Origin of the sequence: Sulfitobacter sp. M22, from assembly GCF_021736025.1 — a bacterium.
GTDB classification, from domain to species: Bacteria; Pseudomonadota; Alphaproteobacteria; order Rhodobacterales; family Rhodobacteraceae; genus Sulfitobacter; species Sulfitobacter litoralis.
This window is the reverse complement of sequence record NZ_WMEC01000004.1, coordinates 2,504-22,171: the sequence shown is the minus strand read 5'-3', so window position 1 is coordinate 22,171 and position 19,668 is coordinate 2,504. Positions and strand designations below refer to the sequence as shown.

At 58.7% G+C, this 19,668-nt stretch carries 1 protein-coding gene (running past one end of the window); it reads left to right on the top strand.

The window, feature by feature from the left end; translation table 11 throughout:
- Positions 1–19,668 carry the 3' portion of a calcium-binding protein gene (locus GLP52_RS17040; RefSeq protein WP_237273784.1) on the top strand. Its footprint begins 16,083 nt before the window's first position, so only the last 19,668 of its 35,751 coding nucleotides appear in the window; the start codon falls outside the window, past its left edge; the stop codon is at positions 19,666–19,668.

Below are 19,668 nucleotides of genomic sequence, written 5' to 3'. Positions count from 1 at the left end.
ACTGGTCCGGACGCATCCCCCGTCAACGTGAACGTCATTGACGCGATGCGCATCGGCGATGGTCTGACGGTCCGTTATTTTCTTGGCGGTAGCCTAAACGCTGGCGAGGTTCGCGTGGCGGTACAGGCGGGCAGCTATAGCTCGGGGGCGCACGCGGGCGAAGGGTCAGTCGAAAGCTTCCGCGTGCTGCAACTGTCGGGTGCGATCGCTGATCCTGTTGATGGCGGTGTGATCGGGGTCGAAGACCTGAACAACCGCGGCTATATCGACGTGCGCTTTGCGATGCCGTCGTACGCATTTGCCATCGATCTGGCATCGGTCACCGATCTGGATGCCGAGGTGATTTTTGGCACCACCAACGGCACGATAGTCGCGGATACGTCGCAGGCACCGCTTTATCTGGGGATGGACGGATCCGACGCGATCTTCCGTGTCTGGTATCTGGGCAGCTTCCGTGGGGACGCCACAGCGGACAACGTGACGGTTGAATTTATCAGCGGCAGCTTCAATTGGCTGGATGCCAGCGGGAATACGGTCGACGCGGTCACCGACAGCAACAGTGTCGAGCTGCAGATCGAGCAGGGCACGACGCCCGCCGCCTTCTATCTGAGCCTGCAGCTCGGCACGACAGAGCTGCTTGATCGTGCCAGCATTGCAGCAGGGATCGCCAGCGGAGCCTATGTGATCACGCGCGCCGATGGTTCAACGCTCAACGTCACTGGGCAATACGCCCGCGCACCCCCTGCCGGGGCATCTCTAGCAGAACCACTTCGTCCGGGCCTAATTGAACTGACATTGTCCGGCGCAACAACGACCAACCCGATTTCTGCGGGTGAGTTTGTCACCCTGACCTATAACGCCACCGCATGGACATACGCCGGTGCCGCGATCGAGACCCAGCAGACGCAGACGCTTAGTGTCACGAGCGCAGAGACAAACGGATATATCGACGTCCAGTTTGCGACGCTTGGCGATACCGTTCTGAACCCGAATTTCGCACTCAATACGCAGTTGCTGACCGGCAATGAATTTACCCTCGGCGGGGCCGGCGCATCAGTCACTGTCTTGCAAGGCGCACCCACACAGCTGGGCAACAACACCTTCCGTTATTACACCTCTGGTGCCTACACGACGGGCGACGTGATCGTCACTTTCGCAGCGGGCAGCTGGTCCGACCTTGAAGGCAACACCGGCGCGCAAAGCACTGAAAGTTTCAAAGTCATCGACCGCGTCGCCAACGGCGCAACACCGCAGGCAGGTGCGCCATCGACGTCGAAAATCTTCTTTATCGAGATTGCCGGTGGCATCCGCTATGACGCGCCGGGCTTTGACGGCGAGGCCTTGCTAGAACAACGCGGCATGGCGCGCCTGACCTTCGGTACCTACGCCGATCCTGACCGCGGCGATGTCTTCCGCTTCTCGCTCAAGTTCTCGGGCACGGCCAAGATCATCAAGCTGGGCAATGTCGGGTCGATTGCAGGGTCGTTCACCATCGAAGACGGCGGCAACACCGGCGTGCCGCAGTTCTGGGGTGTGGCGGCGGTCCAGACCAACTTTGCCGCGCTGAACCCGATGGGTCTGCATATCGACGCAAGCGCCGTATTGCAGATCAACCTGTCAAATCAGGATCGTGTCGAAACAATCGCGCTCGAAGGTATCGCGGGCGACCAGCTTGGCACTGAGATCTCGGGGCAGAGCAATATCAACAGCCTTGGCCTGTCCACATCCGAGCCTCTGTTTGCCGAACGCGCGGTAAGCCAGGGCCTGCGCACTGCCTTTGCCGTGGCAAACCGCGGCGTGACGCTGGCTGAAAATGCGACTGTCGCGCTCACCAAGAAGCTGGCCGGCGATGTAAATCAATGGCGCATCACCAGCGCGGGCAAGACCTATTTCGCCGATCAGAACGGGACCGAGCTGATCCTTTCCTCGGAAGAGCAATCGTTTGATCTGCTCGCCGGATCGTTCGCCTTTAAGATCCAGGGCAGCATCACCTTGACGGTGCCGGGCGAAGACCCTGCCGTCAGCCCGCTGGCGGAACTGAACGGCGGGTTCTACCTCTCGATCACGGCGGAACGGATCGAAATCTTCGCAACGGCCAGCGCGACCGTCTTTGGCGCAAGCCGCGACCTGGTTTTGATCGAAGGCCGCGCGCAGGGCCTGTTCATCGTTGATCTGGTCGCCGACGCCGGTGGCCGCGCAGGCATCGCGGGTAGCTTGTCGCTTGAACGTAGCGGTGGTTCACAGAGCACGGACGGTGACCAGGATACGGGCGACTTTGGCGGTATCCCAGACAATCTGTTCCTGCTCGACGTCACCATCTCGCTGGTCTTCAACACCACGGGCGTCGATCAAGAGTTTATTGTTCCGACCAGCTTCCTGCCGCTGCTGCCTGCCGGTGCACCAGCCAAGATCGTCATTGGTGGCGACGCACCGGGGCAAACGGGCCCGACCGAGTATTACTTTATCGCAATGCTCGAGGGTTCGGTGACGCTGTTCAATGCCGTGACACTGACCGGATCGCTGCAACTAGCCAACAGCCAGTCTGAAATCAACGGTGAGACAGTGAACACCACCCGTCTGACAGGCAATGTCAGCGGATCGATCAAATATATCGGCGTGGTGAGCGGTCTGCTTGATCTGGAAATCCGGATTTCGCCAGCGGGCGAAAGCGGTGTAGTCGGGCGTGCACTGCTTACGCTTGATAGCGGCCTTGCGATCCCCGGCGTAAATATCGAAGCGGATGCAACGCTGAGTCTCGAGATCAATACATTCACCGCCACAGAAAACTTCGAAACCTTCCTGAATGCAGATGAAGTCGCGAAGATTCCCACAAGCGCGCATTATCTGTCGCTGGTTCTTGATCCGGATACCAACCTGCCGATCACGGATATCAGCGGCAACAAAAAGGGCATCATCGTTCTCAAAAACGGGCTGTCGCTCTATATCGAAGCGGTGTTGAAGATTGACCCGATCGTCGAGCTTGAAGGGGCCTTTACCTTCGAGATCAGGAACAACGGGACAGAAGTCAGCGCTGAGATCGCCGTCAAGGCGCGGTTGATTGGCGTTCTGGATGACCTCGATCTGGTCGGCAAGATCGTCATCTCGGACGGCGGCATGATCCTTTATGGATCGATCCAGATTACCAATGCCGGCATCCCGAATGTGCTGATCTTTAACGGCCGCGCAATATTCGAACTGAACACCTTCTCATCGGCACGGGTCATCCAAGTTGACGGCGCAGACCGCAGTGTCGGATCAGGCGTCAAACTTGTCATCAGTGGCAGCGTCACCTTCGCCAATTTCGCCACGGCAAGCGGCAAGACCACCATTGCAATCCTAAGCAACCGGACCGAAATCAGCTTTGATGTCGTCTTTGGCCTTGGCGGGCTGAATGTACGCGCGGCGGGTGCGGCGGGGCTGTATTATACCGGTGTGCAGATCACCGGCATCGCGCTTGGTCTTTCCGTGTCGATTGATGCAAATGTCGCGCGGATCATCGATATCAACGCAAGCGGCAGGCTGACGCTGAACACCACCAATCAGGAACGCCGGATTGGCAGCTTTACCCTCAAAGCCAATAGCTTCAGCCTCGCGCTGAGTGGTGACGTTCAGTTCCTCAAAACCATCAAGTTCAACGCGGCCTTCAGTGTCATCGTCGTGAACGAGGCATGGACCGTTAACTTTAACGCCAATATCAATTTCTTCGGCATCGCGACGATGTCGGCAAATGGCGTTTTCCGCAGCGATGGGACGTTTAACGTCACCCTGAACGGCGGCGTGTTGCTGGGCAGCCGCAGCTTCGGAATGGAAGGGTCGTTCCACTTTAACATCTATTACGATTATCTGAACCGTCCGGCCAACGGGCCGCCAAGCAATTTGGCAATCGGTTTCTCTGGTAGTGCGTCGGTCAGCCTGTACGGTCTGGGCATCAATTGGGGCGGGGCCAGCATCGGCTTTGGTGCCAAGATCGAGAATGTCGAGCGCGGCGGGCGTGTGCCGATCAACGTCAAGGCAAATGCAAGTGTCAAGATCCTGTTCGTCCGGATCAGGCTGAACCTGAACTTTACCATCGGTTATCTGGAACTGCCCGAACCCATCAAGCTCGCGGATCAAAACGGCGGCGACCTGACCTTGAATATGGGCGCCGGCAATGGGGATCGCGGCATCGGTGCTGGTGCAACGGACGAAACCTATATCATCGAACAAATTGCACCCGGCACGATCAAGCTGATCTATTCGGGTCGCGAACAGGTCTTCACCGGTGTTGACCGGATCATCGGCTATGGCGGCGAAGGCAGCGACGTCATTCTGGTCCGCGAAGGCGTCGAGGCCGATCTGGTGTTTGATGGTGGCAACGGCATTGATCTGGTTGATTACCAAGGGTCGGGCAAAGCGATCATCAACAAGACAGACGGCGCGAGCGACTTTGGCGATCAGATCACCATCGGGCGCTTTGCTGCCGCCGGATCCGAGGTGTACGGCACCGATGTTACACGCGCATTGGCGGACGGCGAAACCGCGAGCCTGCTTGGCGACCGCATCATTTCAAGCAGCGCCAATGCGATCTATATCAACGCACGCGGCGGGGATGACTTTATCCAGCAGCTGGGGGCGGGTGCCGCGACAATCCTGGCGGGCGCGGGCAATGACATCGTGTTTGGCGGTGCGGGTAGCGACACCATCAACGGCGGGTCCGGCGCAGACGAAATTGATGGCGGCGAAGGCTCGGATACGATCGATGGTGGCACGGGTGCCGACCTGATCTTCCGTACGTTGGCAGCTTCCGGCATTCTGACGGTCAACGGGACGGGCACCGAGGATACCGTATTTGTGACCGGTTCGGCGCGTGCTGACACTGCCCGCCTCAGCAAAGGATCGGTTGTGATCCGTAACGGCGACAATACGCGCGGCGTGGATATCCGCGGTGGCACGGGCACGGTTCAGGTTCAGCTGCTTGGCGGCAGTGATACGGTCATCGTCGACGATATCTCGGGCCAGGGTGTGAACCGTCTGATCATCGAAGACGATCTGGCGGTCGAGGGTCCGGGTTTCCGTGACGCGCCAGCCGACCGTCCGGGGTCGCGCGAAGGGACCACAGACAACAACGCCGACACCGTCATCATCAACGGCACCGCCGGCGTAGACACCTTTACGCTGCTGCAAGACACCGTGGATGCAAGCGACATCAAGGTCGACGTAAAGTGGAACGGGTCGAATACCGCGATCGCGATCGTGTTGAACGATTTCCGCCGTGCCGCCGGTGACAGGCTGATCATTAACGCTGGCGCATCCGGTGACACCATAGATGCCAAGGGGCTCACGCAGAACACCGTCGCGCTTGAGCTGAATGGCGATGACGGCAGCGATACGATTGTCGGTTCGCCCTTTGACGACCGGATTGATGGCGGCTCTGACAATGACACGATCACAGGCGGCGAGGGCTTTGACACCTTCCTTGACAGCGGCACGAATGATACCGGTGATACGCTGATCGAAAGCTTTGCGGGCTATGACTTCGGCCTGTTCGAAGACCGCTTTGTGGTCGGCACTGTCTTTGGCGCGCAAAGCGATGTCTGGAACAGCGCGACCCTCGAAAACCTGAACGGTATCTTTGAAAATGTCACCCTGACCGGCGGATCGAATGCGACCAACCGCATGGTGGTCAACGATCTGGACCGGACCATTCGGGTCAATGGCAACGTTGTTTCCGTGGTCGCCTTTGATGGCACCGCGACACTGGATGCAAAGTCGACCGGATCGACCGAGACGTACCGCATCAACGCGCCCAATGGGTCTGGTTTTGATGTGGTCATCAATGACACCGGGGCTGGTACATCTACTGTGCGCTTTGACGGGTCGAACGATAGCGACATGATCATTGTCAACGATGGTACGCTGGCCGTCACCGGTGCCGCGACCGTTGGGGTGACGCATATCGGCACCGACTACGTTGTGCTGAACACGGCAGGTGGCGCGGATGACATTGCGGTTCAAAGCACAGATATTCCGCTGCAAATCAATTCGGGGCTCGGGGATGATACGATCCGCATCGGAACTGCTGCGGGATCGCTGACAGCGATTGACGCGGTTGTCTCGATCAACGCTTTCGATGTTTTCGCATCGGGTGCGACGGTGCCGACCGACCGCGGCAGTGACACCCTGCTGATCAATGGCCGCAATGACGCGAATGCATCCTCCGGTACGATTGGCCTGATTGATCCCGCGAACCTTGAAGGCATGATGTCGGTCACTGGCTTTAACCTTGTCGACGGCTCCAAGACCGTTGCAATCCACTACATCGCCGTCGAAGTGGTCGAGGTTGATCTGGGCGACGGCGCAAACACAGCGACCATCACCTCGACCGGTTTGGCCGATAAGACCACGCTACGCACATGGGGCGGCGTTGATGCGGTCAATATCCACGCTATCAATGGCCCAACCTTTGTCGAAACCGGCACCGGCACTGACAGTGTTATTGTGGGGAACCCGATTTCGACCACCGCTGGCAGCGAATACACGGTCAACGACATCCTGTTCGGCCAGTTGACCATCGATGGCGGGTCAGAGCCGACTGGCACGGCGCAAGGCACCGACATTCTGCGTGTTAGCGACAATGGCGATACAACAGCCGATCGCGGCGGCCGCCTGACCGCGACCGAGATTATCGGTCTCGGCATGACTGTTGGGATCAAATACACCAGCTTCGAGACTCTGATCCTCGAGACCAACGACGCGAACAACGAACTGCATATCGATGGCACCCACGCAGGGTTGACCCAGATCGATATGGGGGACGAAGCTGTATCGCCCACTGACGACGCCGCGAATGATGTCTTGAACATTGAACGCCTTGGCGGCCAGACCGAGGTCAAACTGGGTCAGGGGAACGATATCGTACGGGTCAACTATGACCGCTACGGCAAACAGACCTTCAAAAACGGGTTGCAAAGCGGCGATCTGGGCACGACTTACCAGCTTGACCTTGATGGCGAGCAGGGCTCTGATTTCTATCAGATCGGTTTGTCGGGCGAGGGCACGGCTCTGATCCGCCTGCTGGACAGCGGTGTTGCCGGGCAGGGCGCTGACCGCGCCGAGATCAACGGGACCAACAGCGCCGATCTGTTCCTCTTCCGCGCGAACCTTGACCCCACGGTCGCAACCGGTGTCGTCGCAGCACTGCAGCTTGACGAGAACGGCGATCAGGTCGCCGGTATCCTTGAAGAAGTGCAATATAACGGCGCGCTTGAGGGCGATATTCAGGTCAATGGCCGCGATGGCGACGATCTGTTCGTGTTCGATGATACGCTCGCCACATTCAACGTCTTTGGTGACGCGGGCGATGATACCTTCCAGGTTGGCCAACTCTTTGACAGCGCGCGCGATGCGTCGAACCCGTACAACGGGCTCAAGGGGCGCGACCAATATACCACGACGCAAGTGACGCTTGGCTTCCTGTCCAATGGGATCAGCAAGAACGCCACGTTGAACGGTGGTACGGGGCAAGACAACTTTACCGTCTATTCCAACAAGGCTGAATTGTTCCTGTTCGGGGATGAAGACGACGATAGCTTCCTTGTGCGGTCGTTCGTGCGCGTCGATCCCGATGATCCCGCGGCACCTTATACGAACATCAATGGCGGGCAGGGTGCAGACTTTGTGTCCTACAACATTAATGCGCCTGTGCGGATTGATGGCGGCGACGGCTTTGACAGCCTGACCATCGTGGGCAGCGAATTTGGCGACGACTATGTGATCACCGAAAATGGCGTCTTTGGCGGCGGTCTGTTTGTCAGCTTCGTCGGCCTCGAAAAGCTGGTCGTCGATGCCCTGCAGGGGAACGACACCTTCTTTATCGAAAGCACCAACGAGAACGTGCAGGTTGAAATCGTCGGTGGTCTGGGCAGCGACAACATCAACATTGCTGGTGCCGATCTGAATGATGTGACCGAAGGCGGCGCAATCACGGTCGTGTCCAACAGCCTGAATGGTCACAACGGCCTGATCCAGACCACGGTCAGCAGTAACGACGCCCGCTATAACGCGATCTTTGCCAAAGATGTCGTGGCCAATATTGCGGATAACGATGAAGCGGGGGTCATCATCTTTAACGACTACGATGCGCTGCGGGTTTTCGAAGACACGCAGACATCGCCATTGCTGATCCATAACACCTACGGCATCGCCCTGTCGCGCGCGCCTGATCGTAAGGTGACAGTGACAATCACGCCAACCCGTGGCACCGAAAGCGCGCAAGCCGCCGGTGGCAAGGGCGTGATGGTCAACGGATCCGAGACCTTTGCCGATCTGGTGTTCGACGCGACCAACTGGGACGAAATCCAGTACGTCACGGTGACTGGCGTCAATGATGCGCTGGCCGAAGGGCGGCAGGTCGTGAACCTGCGCCACTCGGTGGTCGAGGGTGCAATCGGGACGGATGCGCAACCCTATGACAACGTGGTGGTTGCGGATGTGCTGGTCGAGGTGATCGATAACGACAGCGCCGAGGTTCTGATCTTCTCGCAGGTCGATAATGCGTCGACTGTGGATACCATCGACCAAGAGGTTGCAGCCGAAGACATCCGTCTGACCGCCAATGGCGACAGCGTCTATGTCGCCCTGTCGCGCGCGCCCACTGGCCCTGTGACTGTCACCTTCAATGTCGGGGATGGCGCGACGGTATCGTTCACGGGCCTCACGGGGACGCAGTCGGGCAATTCGGTCACTGTGGGCTTTGATGGCACCAACTGGAACACGCCGCGTCTGTTGCAAATTGCCGCGAATAATGACGGCGTCGATGAGGGCGTTCACTATACCCGCATCACGCCCGAAATCACCTTTGGTCAGGACGCGTTCCTGGGGCTGGGGCAAGGCGATGTCGCACGGGGCGTCGCCGCGAATATCAACGCCGATATCAGCCAAAGCCGCGATGCTGTTGCATTGTACCGTTCTGCCGACATCCAGGTTTTCCGCGGCACGACCAATACCGGCGCTTTCGTTGAAACCTGGACGATCACGCTCAACGGCGAAGACTACCGCACTACTATCGGGTCGGGCGCGAACAGCCTTGCCGTGGCGCAAGCGTTGCGTGACAAAATCAACGGTGATGCGCGTCGGCCAGCGGGCCTGACGGCATCGGTAATCGGTGGGGCTCTGCGGATCACGGATACTGCCGGGTTCAGCGTCGAGGCATCGGTGCAGACGCCATTCTACGACAACGGTTTCGAAATCGAAGCCACGGCGAACAGCCAAATGGGTGTGCTGATCGAAGGCGAGGCATTCGAGCTTGCTGCAGTTGCGCCCACTGGGACGGCGCTTCCTGTTTCTGGCCAGCGCGCGCTTGAGGTTGCTGTCGTCACCCTGACGTCCTCGACCGCCGACGGTACACAAAATGCTGCGGGCGGTGTCGTGATCGGATCGACATGGGAGATCATTCTGGACGGTCTGACCGTATCGGCCACCGCCGTCACCGGCGATACCCTGCAAAGCATCGCTGGCCGTCTGGTCGCCCAGCTGGCGGGCACCGATTATGCCGCGTCCGAACTCTACCGGACGGCAACGCTTGTGCCTTCGATCGTCGGCGGTGTCGTTGCCGACGCAACCTGGAGCATTCTGCTGGACGGCAAAGTAATAAGCTACACCTCGGTTGAGGCGGACGTGAAGAACGGTATCTCGGGGATCGGCCAGAAGATCGCGGGGCAGATTACAGCGCTTAATGATGGGTATGTGGTGAACGTTGCTGCTGGCGGCGCGATCTCGATCTCGCGGCCATCTGGCGACGGCTTCTCGATTGTGACGCTTGCGACGGGCGGACTGACCCGTCTTGGTGCTGCGGGCATCAACAGCATCGCGCCGCCTGCGTTCGTCGACAACACCATCGTGATCTTCAAGCGCCCTGATGCAGCAGGCGTGCCGCCCTTCGGCCTGCAGGTTGTGCGCCTAAAAACGGTGGGCGCTGAAACCAGCCAGACCGGTGCGGTTAACAGTGCACTGCGCCAGCTGAGCACCACCTATTGGGATTTTGCAACTGTCAGCTTTGGCCTGATCAGCGGTGTGATTGCTCAAGGCACGACTTGGGGTCTGCGCCTAAGCGCGGCTGACATTGCGCAAGGTGCTGATGCCGCCCTGCTTGAGCCTTATGACTATGTAGCCGGTGATAATCAGGAAACCCTGTCCCCTGCGGCCTTTGATCTGAAACTGCTGGATGACGATGCGCCCACGGTCGAGATCATCGAGAGCGGCAATTCCACCGATCTGGCCGAGCGTTTTGCCGGCGATGGGGTCACGGGGCCGGATGCCCGCGCCACCGACAGTTTCGATATTGTGCTGACGGGTGCGTTGACCGGCGACAAATGGGTCACCGTTGATGTGACGCCGCTGAAGACACGGACTTATAATGGCGATGCGGCATTTGACGCAGCGGCCAACTTTGGCGAGGCGAACCGCGTTCAGGTACGCGTCGCAGCCCCCTATGCCGAGCTTTCGTTTGGCGGTTCCGCAGTTGCGGGCGAGGTATGGTCTGTCACGCTGTATGACGATGCAACCTATCAGGTGGGCGCGGTTACGGCCTTCTATGAGGTGCAGGGCGGTGACACGCTGGCGACCGTCCGTGGCGGGTTGATCGACGCCATCAATTTGCTGACCGACTATTCCGCCGTGCTGACGCAGGATGCCATCCTGATCACGGCAACCGATGCGGCATCCCTGCCACGCTTCTTCGTCGAGACGGTGATCACGCCCGATACACGCGGTACAATCCTGACCCGTACGGTTCCGGATTTCAGCTTTGACAACGTGCTCGAGATCGAATTCGCGGGTATCCCTGCCGTTGGCGAAACGTGGGATGTCACCTTTGACGGCAAGCTGTATAGCCAGACCGTTGTGACCGATGACAGCCTTGCAACGCTGGCTGCCAAGCTGGCGGCTGACATTCAGGGGGACGACGACCAGCGGATCACAAACGGCGGTGCGCGGCAGTACGATGTGACGGTAAACGGCACAGTGGTCGGTATTCAGCTGCTGGCAGACAAGCGCGCAACGCTGTCCGCATCGGGTGAGATCACACCGGTCGGGTCAACTGTCGCCGACAGCGATGGGGCCATGACACTGCGCCAATACGTCCGCTTTGATGCCGACAACTGGGCCACGGCACAAACCATCACGGTTCTGGCGATTGACGACGACATCATCGACGGTGGCGATGCCAAGGTCTTTGCAGCGTTCAACGAGCGCGTGAACTCCATCCGTGGGCCAATCAGTGTCATCGGTGGTACGTCGCCAACCGCAGTTGAACTGAACAACCCGATCCTGCGCCCCGGCGAGACCAACGACAAGCTGCCGAGCGGGACAGCGGATACAATCGAAACGTCGGATGGCGTGACCACAATCACGGATCAGGCGCTGACCCATGTGAACAAGCTTTATGGCGAGCGTCCCGGCTTTGATCCGCGCATCAACGGCACGGCGACCATCTATGACGTATCGACCTTTGGTAACAATGGCAGCAGCGGCCGCGTTGATCTGGTCAGCGCCGCGCAGAACATCTTGTCCTTTGCCAGCGGGACCCAGATTGGCGAAGGCACGCCGTTCACGGTCGACCTGACCGTAAATGATGACGATGCCACCGCGATTGGTGCGGCAGAGATCTTTGGCACACCGGATCAAAGTGCGGCAGTTCTGGGCATGCTGGACTGGCTGGAAGCGACAGTTGACCTGACCGCCGCCGCAACTGCGGGCACTTATGCGATCACGCTATCACCATCGCCGGGGTCGACTGCGGGCCAGATCACTGTCAGCTACACGCCGGCTGCGGGCCAGAACTTTGCCGGGACGATCGCGCTGGAACTTGCGAATGCGATCAACGCGGCCACCACCCAGTTCAAGGCCCGTGCCATCGTGAACCTTGTTGGCGAGACGCGCCTGCGGATTGTCGAAGTCGGGGATGCCATCGGTGGCTTTGATATCGATGTAGCAACGCCGACAGGGGCTGAGGCGATTATCGGCGGTACTCCCGTGGCCGAGCAGTATAAGCAGACCGGTGTGACGTGGACGAAGGCCGCGATCCGGGTGATTGATCCAACCGCCGGTGCAACATGGTCGCTGAGCATTGACGGAAACGCGCGCACTGCGCTTGCGACAGCCGATGCCGCGTCGATTACGCAAACACTTGCGAACAAGCTGCCCGGCAGCCTGACGCCAGTCGTATCGGGGACATCCGCGACGATTGCGGCGGCCTTGCCAGGCGATTTCGCAACGGGGGAGAACATCCTTTATTCCTACGCGCCGGTGAATGCCAACCTGCGCGTAGATGAGGCGGATCAGGTTGATACGCTGACGATCTTTAACGGCGAAAGCCCCGCAGCCGACCACGGCGTGCTCACCGCGAACCGCCTCAGCGGTCTGGGCATGGGGGATGATGTTGTCATCGCAGGCAAGCGCATTGCCGGTGGCATTACCTACAGCGGCATCGAAGTGCTCGATATCCGTCTGGGCCGAAATACTGATACGCTGACGGTCGAAGGCACACACGAGGGCAAGACACGCATTGATACGGGCCGCGGCAATGATGTGGTCAATGTCAAATCCACAAACGGCCATACGTTCATCACCACAGGCGCTGGCAACGACACCATCAACGTCGGTTCCGACCGCGGCATCCTTGACCAGATCACGGGCCAACTGGTGCTGGATATGGGGGCCGACGCAGGCGACAAACTTAACCTCGACGACAGCCTGGATACCAATGCCAACGTGATGACCCTGACCGGGGATCGCCTCACCGGACTGGATATGCCGTCGGTTGCCGAAGTGCAGCAGATCGCAGTGCGTGCGATTGGCGGCCGCTTCGTGCTTGGCTATGGTGGCACGATGGCCACCGCCGAGCTCGCGGCCTTTGTCTATAGCACCGCCAATGCCGCAACCATCGCCGCCGCGACCGAGACTGCACGCCAGCAGATCGAAGCGATCACCGGTTATGACGTTGCAGTTGAAATCGTCGAAACCAAAGACGGCATCGCCTATCTGGTCGGGTTTGGAGGCAAGGCAGGCGGTCTTGATGTAGATACGTTGACCGTCGTTGACACTGCAGGTCTGATCGCTGCCGTTGATACGACCACCGCTGTCACAATTGAGGAATTGCGCAAAGGCACGATCACCCCGATACGCGACAACGTCGAAGTTCTGCGCCTGTCCGCGACCAGCGGGACCTTCACCCTGACCTTCATGGTGCCGGATGTGAACGGCGTCGTTGCCCTGCGGACGACCGAAGCGATTGCGTGGAACGCGACAGAAAAACAGATTCTTGCAGCGCTTGATCCCGTCCTGAACCCGAACAACGGTTTCGATTTCCTACCCTATACCCATAACGTCGGCGTGGATCGCTTGGGCGATGCGATTTATCTGACGCTGCAGGGCGCATTGGCCGGTACGCGGATTGCCAGCATCGACACGCGCGGTTTGGGTGGCGACTATACCCAGTCCGACTTCGCTATCGCCGCACCCGTTGTAGGCCAGCAGTGGACAGTTACTGTAACCGATCTTGTGACCCCGACGCAGATCGCGGGTCTGGCGGCGGCTGCCTCTGTCTTCAGCTACACTGCCGTTTCAGGGGATACGGCCCAGACCGTCGCGCAGAAATTGGCTGAGAAGGTCGCCGCGGCACAAGGCCCGCATCTGGTCGCCACCGCCGAAAACGGTGTACTGCGTATCACCAGCCGTTCAGGCGCACCAATTCAGGTTGCCATCACAGGCGCATTGGCGGCTGCTGGCCAGCAGACCGACCGCATCGCCACAACGCTGCAGAATGACGGCATCGGCTATCACAATGTCGAATTCCTTGACCTGTCTTTGGGTAATAAAGACGACGTTCTCAACATTCAGGGCACGACGGCCCGCACTATCCTTCATCTGGGTGCTGGAGACGAGCGGATCTATGTATCGTCGGAAGCTGCAGAAGACCTGACCACGGATACCCGCTTCCTGAAGGGTCACTTGAACAACCTCACCGGCTTGCTTAACATCGATGCGGGCGCTGGACGTCATCAGCTGATGATCTCGGACGAGGCCGCAATTCTGGCCGATGGGACCATCGAACAGCGCGCGCTGATCACCGACGACCGTACCGCTGCCCAAGCTGCGGCAACGGAACGCGGCATCGACGAGACGTTCATTGGCCAGACCGACATCTACATCGTCGGGATCGCCCCTGCTGCCATCGGCTATGCTGCGGATGCCGACGGCAACTTCCTAAGCGGCGTGACCTACTGGACCGGCTTTGGCGACGACGCGATCTTTATCGATGCGACACATTCGCGGCCAATTGCTGGTGCGCAAACGGTGACTTCGCTGAACACGGGCCTGGGCAATGACAACGTGATGATCACGCTGGACAACGCCGACGACTTCTTTGCGCTGAACACCCAAGGCCCCTATGACCAGTATGCTGCCGTGCGCGACGCTGACATTGTCACCGCACCGGATACGAGCTTGCCGCTTGTGGTCTTTGGTGGTCAGGATTCCGACAAGATTGATACGGGCACCGCGGATGATATCGTCTTTGGCGACCGTGGCGTGCTCGAGTATCTGGATGAAAACGGCTCCCTGAGCCTGCGTCTTGGCACCGGCGGTCTGACCGATGTGACCGATGGGGTGGCGCGTGCGCCGACCTCGTTTACCTCGACGTTCACTGATGTGGGTGGCATTGATACGATCAACACCTTCACCGGCACGGACATCATTGTCGGCGGTCAGGCGGGTGACGTGATCGATGCGGGTCAGGGCGACAATATCGTGCTCGGCGATAATGGTCAGGTCTTGCTCGCGACCGAGGCTCCGAATTTCGGTACCTTCCGCTACGCGCTGGTATATGCGGCAACCTTGGATGCGACCACGGGTGGCGATGATACCATCCGTACCGGCTTTGGTGCTGATCTGATCCTTGGCGGGTTCGGCAACGACAACATTGTGGCAAATATGGGCGAGACGGCGGCGCAAAGCGATGCGGTGAACCTGATCCTCGGGGACTTCGGTGCCGCCTACTGGAATGACGACAATGATCTGTCGACACTGGATCGTGTGGTGTCGACAGATACCTTCGTCGGCGGCAATGACATCATCCGTACAGGCCGCGCCAGCGATATTATCATCGGGGGCGACGCAAACGACGATATTGACGCAAGCCAGGGCCAGAACCTGATTATCGGGGACAGCGGCGAGATCCTTTCGGGTGCGGCGGCAACGAATGTGCCGGCCTTTGGTCTGGCACTGCGGACAATCCGGACCATCGAAGACACCCGTGGCGGGTCCGACAAAATCCGTACGGGTGATGACACCGATATCATTCTGGGTGGTCAGGCCGGCGACGACATAGACGCGGCGCAGGGAAATAACATCGTTCTGGGCGATAACGGCTATGTGATCTTCGAGACGCAGGCACCCAACTTTGGTGACCTCGCTATTGCACTGGTCGAAATTTCGACCACGTCGCCCGCAGCCGGTGGCGACGACATTATACGGACGGGCTACGGCGCTGACCTGATCCTCGGCGGTGGTGCGCATGACATGATCACGGCAAATGTCGGCGAAACGACGGCCCAGCCTGACGCGATCAATCTGGTCTTCGGTGACTTTGGTGCGGCGTACTGGAACCTTGACGGCGACCTGTCGACGCTTGATCTGGTCACATCTATCGACACAGCCTATGGCGGCCGCGATGTGATCCACACAGGTCGCGGCGATGATATCGTGCTGGGTGGCTTTGATAGCGACGAAATCTACGCCTCCGAAGGATCGAACATTGTTCTGGGTGATAGTGGTCTGCTTGAATCTGGTGCGGTCGAAATCAATGTCCCAAGCTTTGGTCTGGCATTGCGCACCCTGATGTCGATCGCTGATGCTTTGGGCGACGACGACAAGATCGCCACGGGCGCGAGCACCGATCTGATCTTTGGCGGCAGTGGCGATGACCTGATCGACGCGGGTCAGGGTGATAACATCGTTCTTGGCGACAACGGCACTGCGATCTTTGACAGCACCGTGACCAACTTTGGCGATCTTCCAATCGCGCTTTTGAGCGTGTCCACGCAAAGCCCTACCATCGGCGGCAATGATATGATCACCACGGGTCTGGGCAATGACATCGTCTTTGGCGGGGCCAAGGATGATACGATTGTCACGGACTTTGCCGGTGATTTCAGTGGCACCGATGGCTACGATATTGTCTTGGGCGACCACGGCTACATCAACTTTGTGAACCCTGAGACCGGCAGCTACACGTTCCTGCGCGACATCGTGTCGATTGACCCCGCATTCGGCGGCAACGATGTGATCAGCACCGGGCTGTCGACCGACATCATCCTCGGGGGCAACGGTGATGACGCGATCAATGCGGGCATCGTGGACAACCTGACCGACGTCGTCTTTGGCGACAACGCCAAGATCACCCTGAACAAGACCGGCGTGTTTGAAGGGCCTTCGACTGCTGATCCATCCGGTCAGGAATTCGGCGTAATCAGCTTTAATTTTGGCAATGACAAGTATCGCGCTGACACCACGGTAGACGGTGTTGCGGGGGCAGGCGATCCGGTCTCTGATAAGCCCGCACCGCGTACGGGCGGCTGGAACGAGCTGGGCGATGATCGCGGCATCTTTGGCGACGACGCGGCCGAATTGGTACGCGACGACAGCGGCGCTATCATGCGCGATGTCACCATCGAATGGAGCGTACGTGATGACAAAGGCCGTATTCGCGATGCTAATGACGATACCCACAGCGACATCCGCTATCCGAACTCTGCCGATGATCGCCTCTACGAGGGCTATCTTTACACCGGTCACGACGACACGCTGGTCATCACGTTAAGCGGTTTGGATCGCCACTATGAGACCTTCGACATCTACGTCTACCTTGACGGCGATGATGGTAAGACAAGCCGCAAATATGGCACCGTGCGTCAGGTCACCATCGGAACGGAAAGCTACTTTGTCAGTGATCCGGATGGCGTTAACTTTGCGGGTGACCTGATCCGCGTCACGTCGCAGGATCAGAATGCGCCGGGTCTGGGGAACTATGTTGTTGGCACCGGCCTGTCGGGCGGCTCTATTACCATCGAAGTGTCGATCCCGTCGAACCAGCGCTCCGGATATCCGGTGATTTCGGGCTTGCAAATTGTTGGTCAGTCTTACCCGATTGATACGTTCGAGACGGTGGCAGACAGCATCGGCGGCGATGACGTTATCCTGACCGGTGGCGGCGAGGATATCATTCTTGGCGGGGCGGGCGGCGACATGATCAACAGCGCCGGCGATGCCGATATGGGTCGCTTTGATGCGGATACGGTTCTGGGCGACGGCGGTATCCTGACGTTCCTGCGGACCGGTCCGGTGGACCCTGTCAGCTTTGGCGAGCTGCGCGAGATAATCAGCCGTAACGGCGATGCCACACCGAATTATAACGATACGATCCTGACCGGAAACGGCACGGATCGGGTGATTGGCGGGCAGGGTGACGACACCATCAGCACGGGCGATATTTTCGAACATAACGGTGTGGATGATGCGACCTCGGGCGCGGATGTGATCGCACGCGGCTTCAACTTTGGGGCGCAGGTCGACGAAGGTTGGGTTGATGGTCCGGCAGGCTTTGTCGCGGCGGGCAGCTGGACGAATTTTGTCGATCAAGGCGACTTTAGCAAAACCTACGGCAAGGATCATGGCTGGGGCTGGTACAAAAAATCCAAGACCTATGAGGTGGATGTTGCCTCCATGCTGACAAGCGAAGGCATCCGCGTCACAGTCGGTCAGAATCTGGACAGCAAATATGTGCGCGACGCCTATGTCGAAGATCATGACCAGATCAACGCAGACACCCAGAATGGCAGCCTGTTCAACGGTTACATCTACGCCAAGTCCAAGTCCGAACTTGGGGTAGACGTCTCTGGCCTGGATGCCATCTATGGCACTGGCAGCTATGACGTATATCTTTATATCGATGCAGAAGACCGCGACGCGGCGCGCGATGGCGGGTATCGTCTGGTATCTGCCAATGGCCAGTCGATCAGCCTGAACGATCCGGTTGGCGCGAACTTTACCGGTGAATTCATCGAATATGATCCGATGAACCCAAGCCTGCCGGCCAACGTCGTGATCTTCCGCGATGTCAGCGGCGATGCATTCGAGCTGCGCATCAATTCGGGCGGGTACCAGCACAAAGGCAAGTGGTATCACCACGACCGCGACACGCCGAGCCTAGCTGGTATCCAGATTGTCGGTGGTGCCGATAAGGCAGATGTCGTGCAGCAAGGTGACCATGATACCGACCTTGTGCTGGGGGATCAGGGGTTCATGCGCGTGTTCGATAACGCTGTGTTCAACTTTGCCGCCCTGACAGGTGCGCCCGGAACCGCGAATGACACGATTCTGGGTGGCGTCGATGGGGATGTGCTGATCGGTGGCGATGGCAATGACACCCTCAATGGCGAGGACGGGGATGATCGGATCGTTGGCGACAACGCCGAAGTTATCATCATTCGTGGCAATATCATCGGGCTCGACGGGTTCGCAGACAACGGCAAGCGCGAATACTATAAAAATGACTTTGACCGGATTGATCCCTACACGATCCAGGGTCTGCAGCTGACCTTCGTAACCGAAGGTGGCAAAGACGTGATCGAAGGCGGGCGCGGCGATGACTGGGCGTGGGGCGGCACAGATGACGATACCTATGTCTTTGCGGGGGGCAGCCTTGGCATTGATCGTCTGGTTGAAAGCGATTTCATCGAGAACGAGCGCTACCACAAACACTCGGACCAAGGCACAACGCCTGACGGCCTGATGAATGACACCGGTGATGCGCTTGATTTCAGTAACTTTATCGGCCCGATCGATCTGAACCTGCGCGACAGCAGCCGCCAGATTATAAACGGTGACCGCAAGTACGGTAAGATCAACCTGTCGCTCAAGCTGTCCACCGCGGGTGGGTTCGAAGATGTTTCGGGGTCAGTCTATGACGATACGATCAAGGGCAACGATCGTAATAACGCCTTGGCCGGCAATGGCGGCGACGACCGGATCGACGGTGTATCGGGGTCGAACTTTATTGATGGCGGCGCGGGTGATGACCGGCTTGATGCGGGCTATGGCCGCTTCAAAGATAGCCGTGAACTGCGCTATGGTGAGGATGCCAGTCAGGTCGTCCTGGGGGGATCGGGCGATGATCGGATGTATGGCACCAAGGCCAACGATCTGATGGACGGCGAAGGCGGCAACGACCGTATCTATAGCGGCGGCGGCGCGGATATCCTGTTTGGGGGTGAAGGCAACGATTATCTGTCGGCCTCGGGCTATAACAATATTCTGGTGGGGGGCGCAGGTCACGATAGCCTTAAGGGCCATCGCAAGTCCTATGACGTGTTCGCCTTTGGCGACCGACACGGCCGTTATACCTCGTCGTCTGCCGACTATAGCGGGTTTGGCAACTATTGTAACTGGTCCAGCCGTTCAAACACCTATGTCTGGGGCGATCTGGACGATGAATTGCGAAAAATGGTGACCCAGCAATTCCTGACATCTTTTGCCCATGATTTTACCCGCGCAGACCTCAGCTTTGATGTTGCGGGCACCAGTTCCCTGAGATTTGCGCTGATCCCTTTTATCCAGTCGATTTCGGCGCCTTGA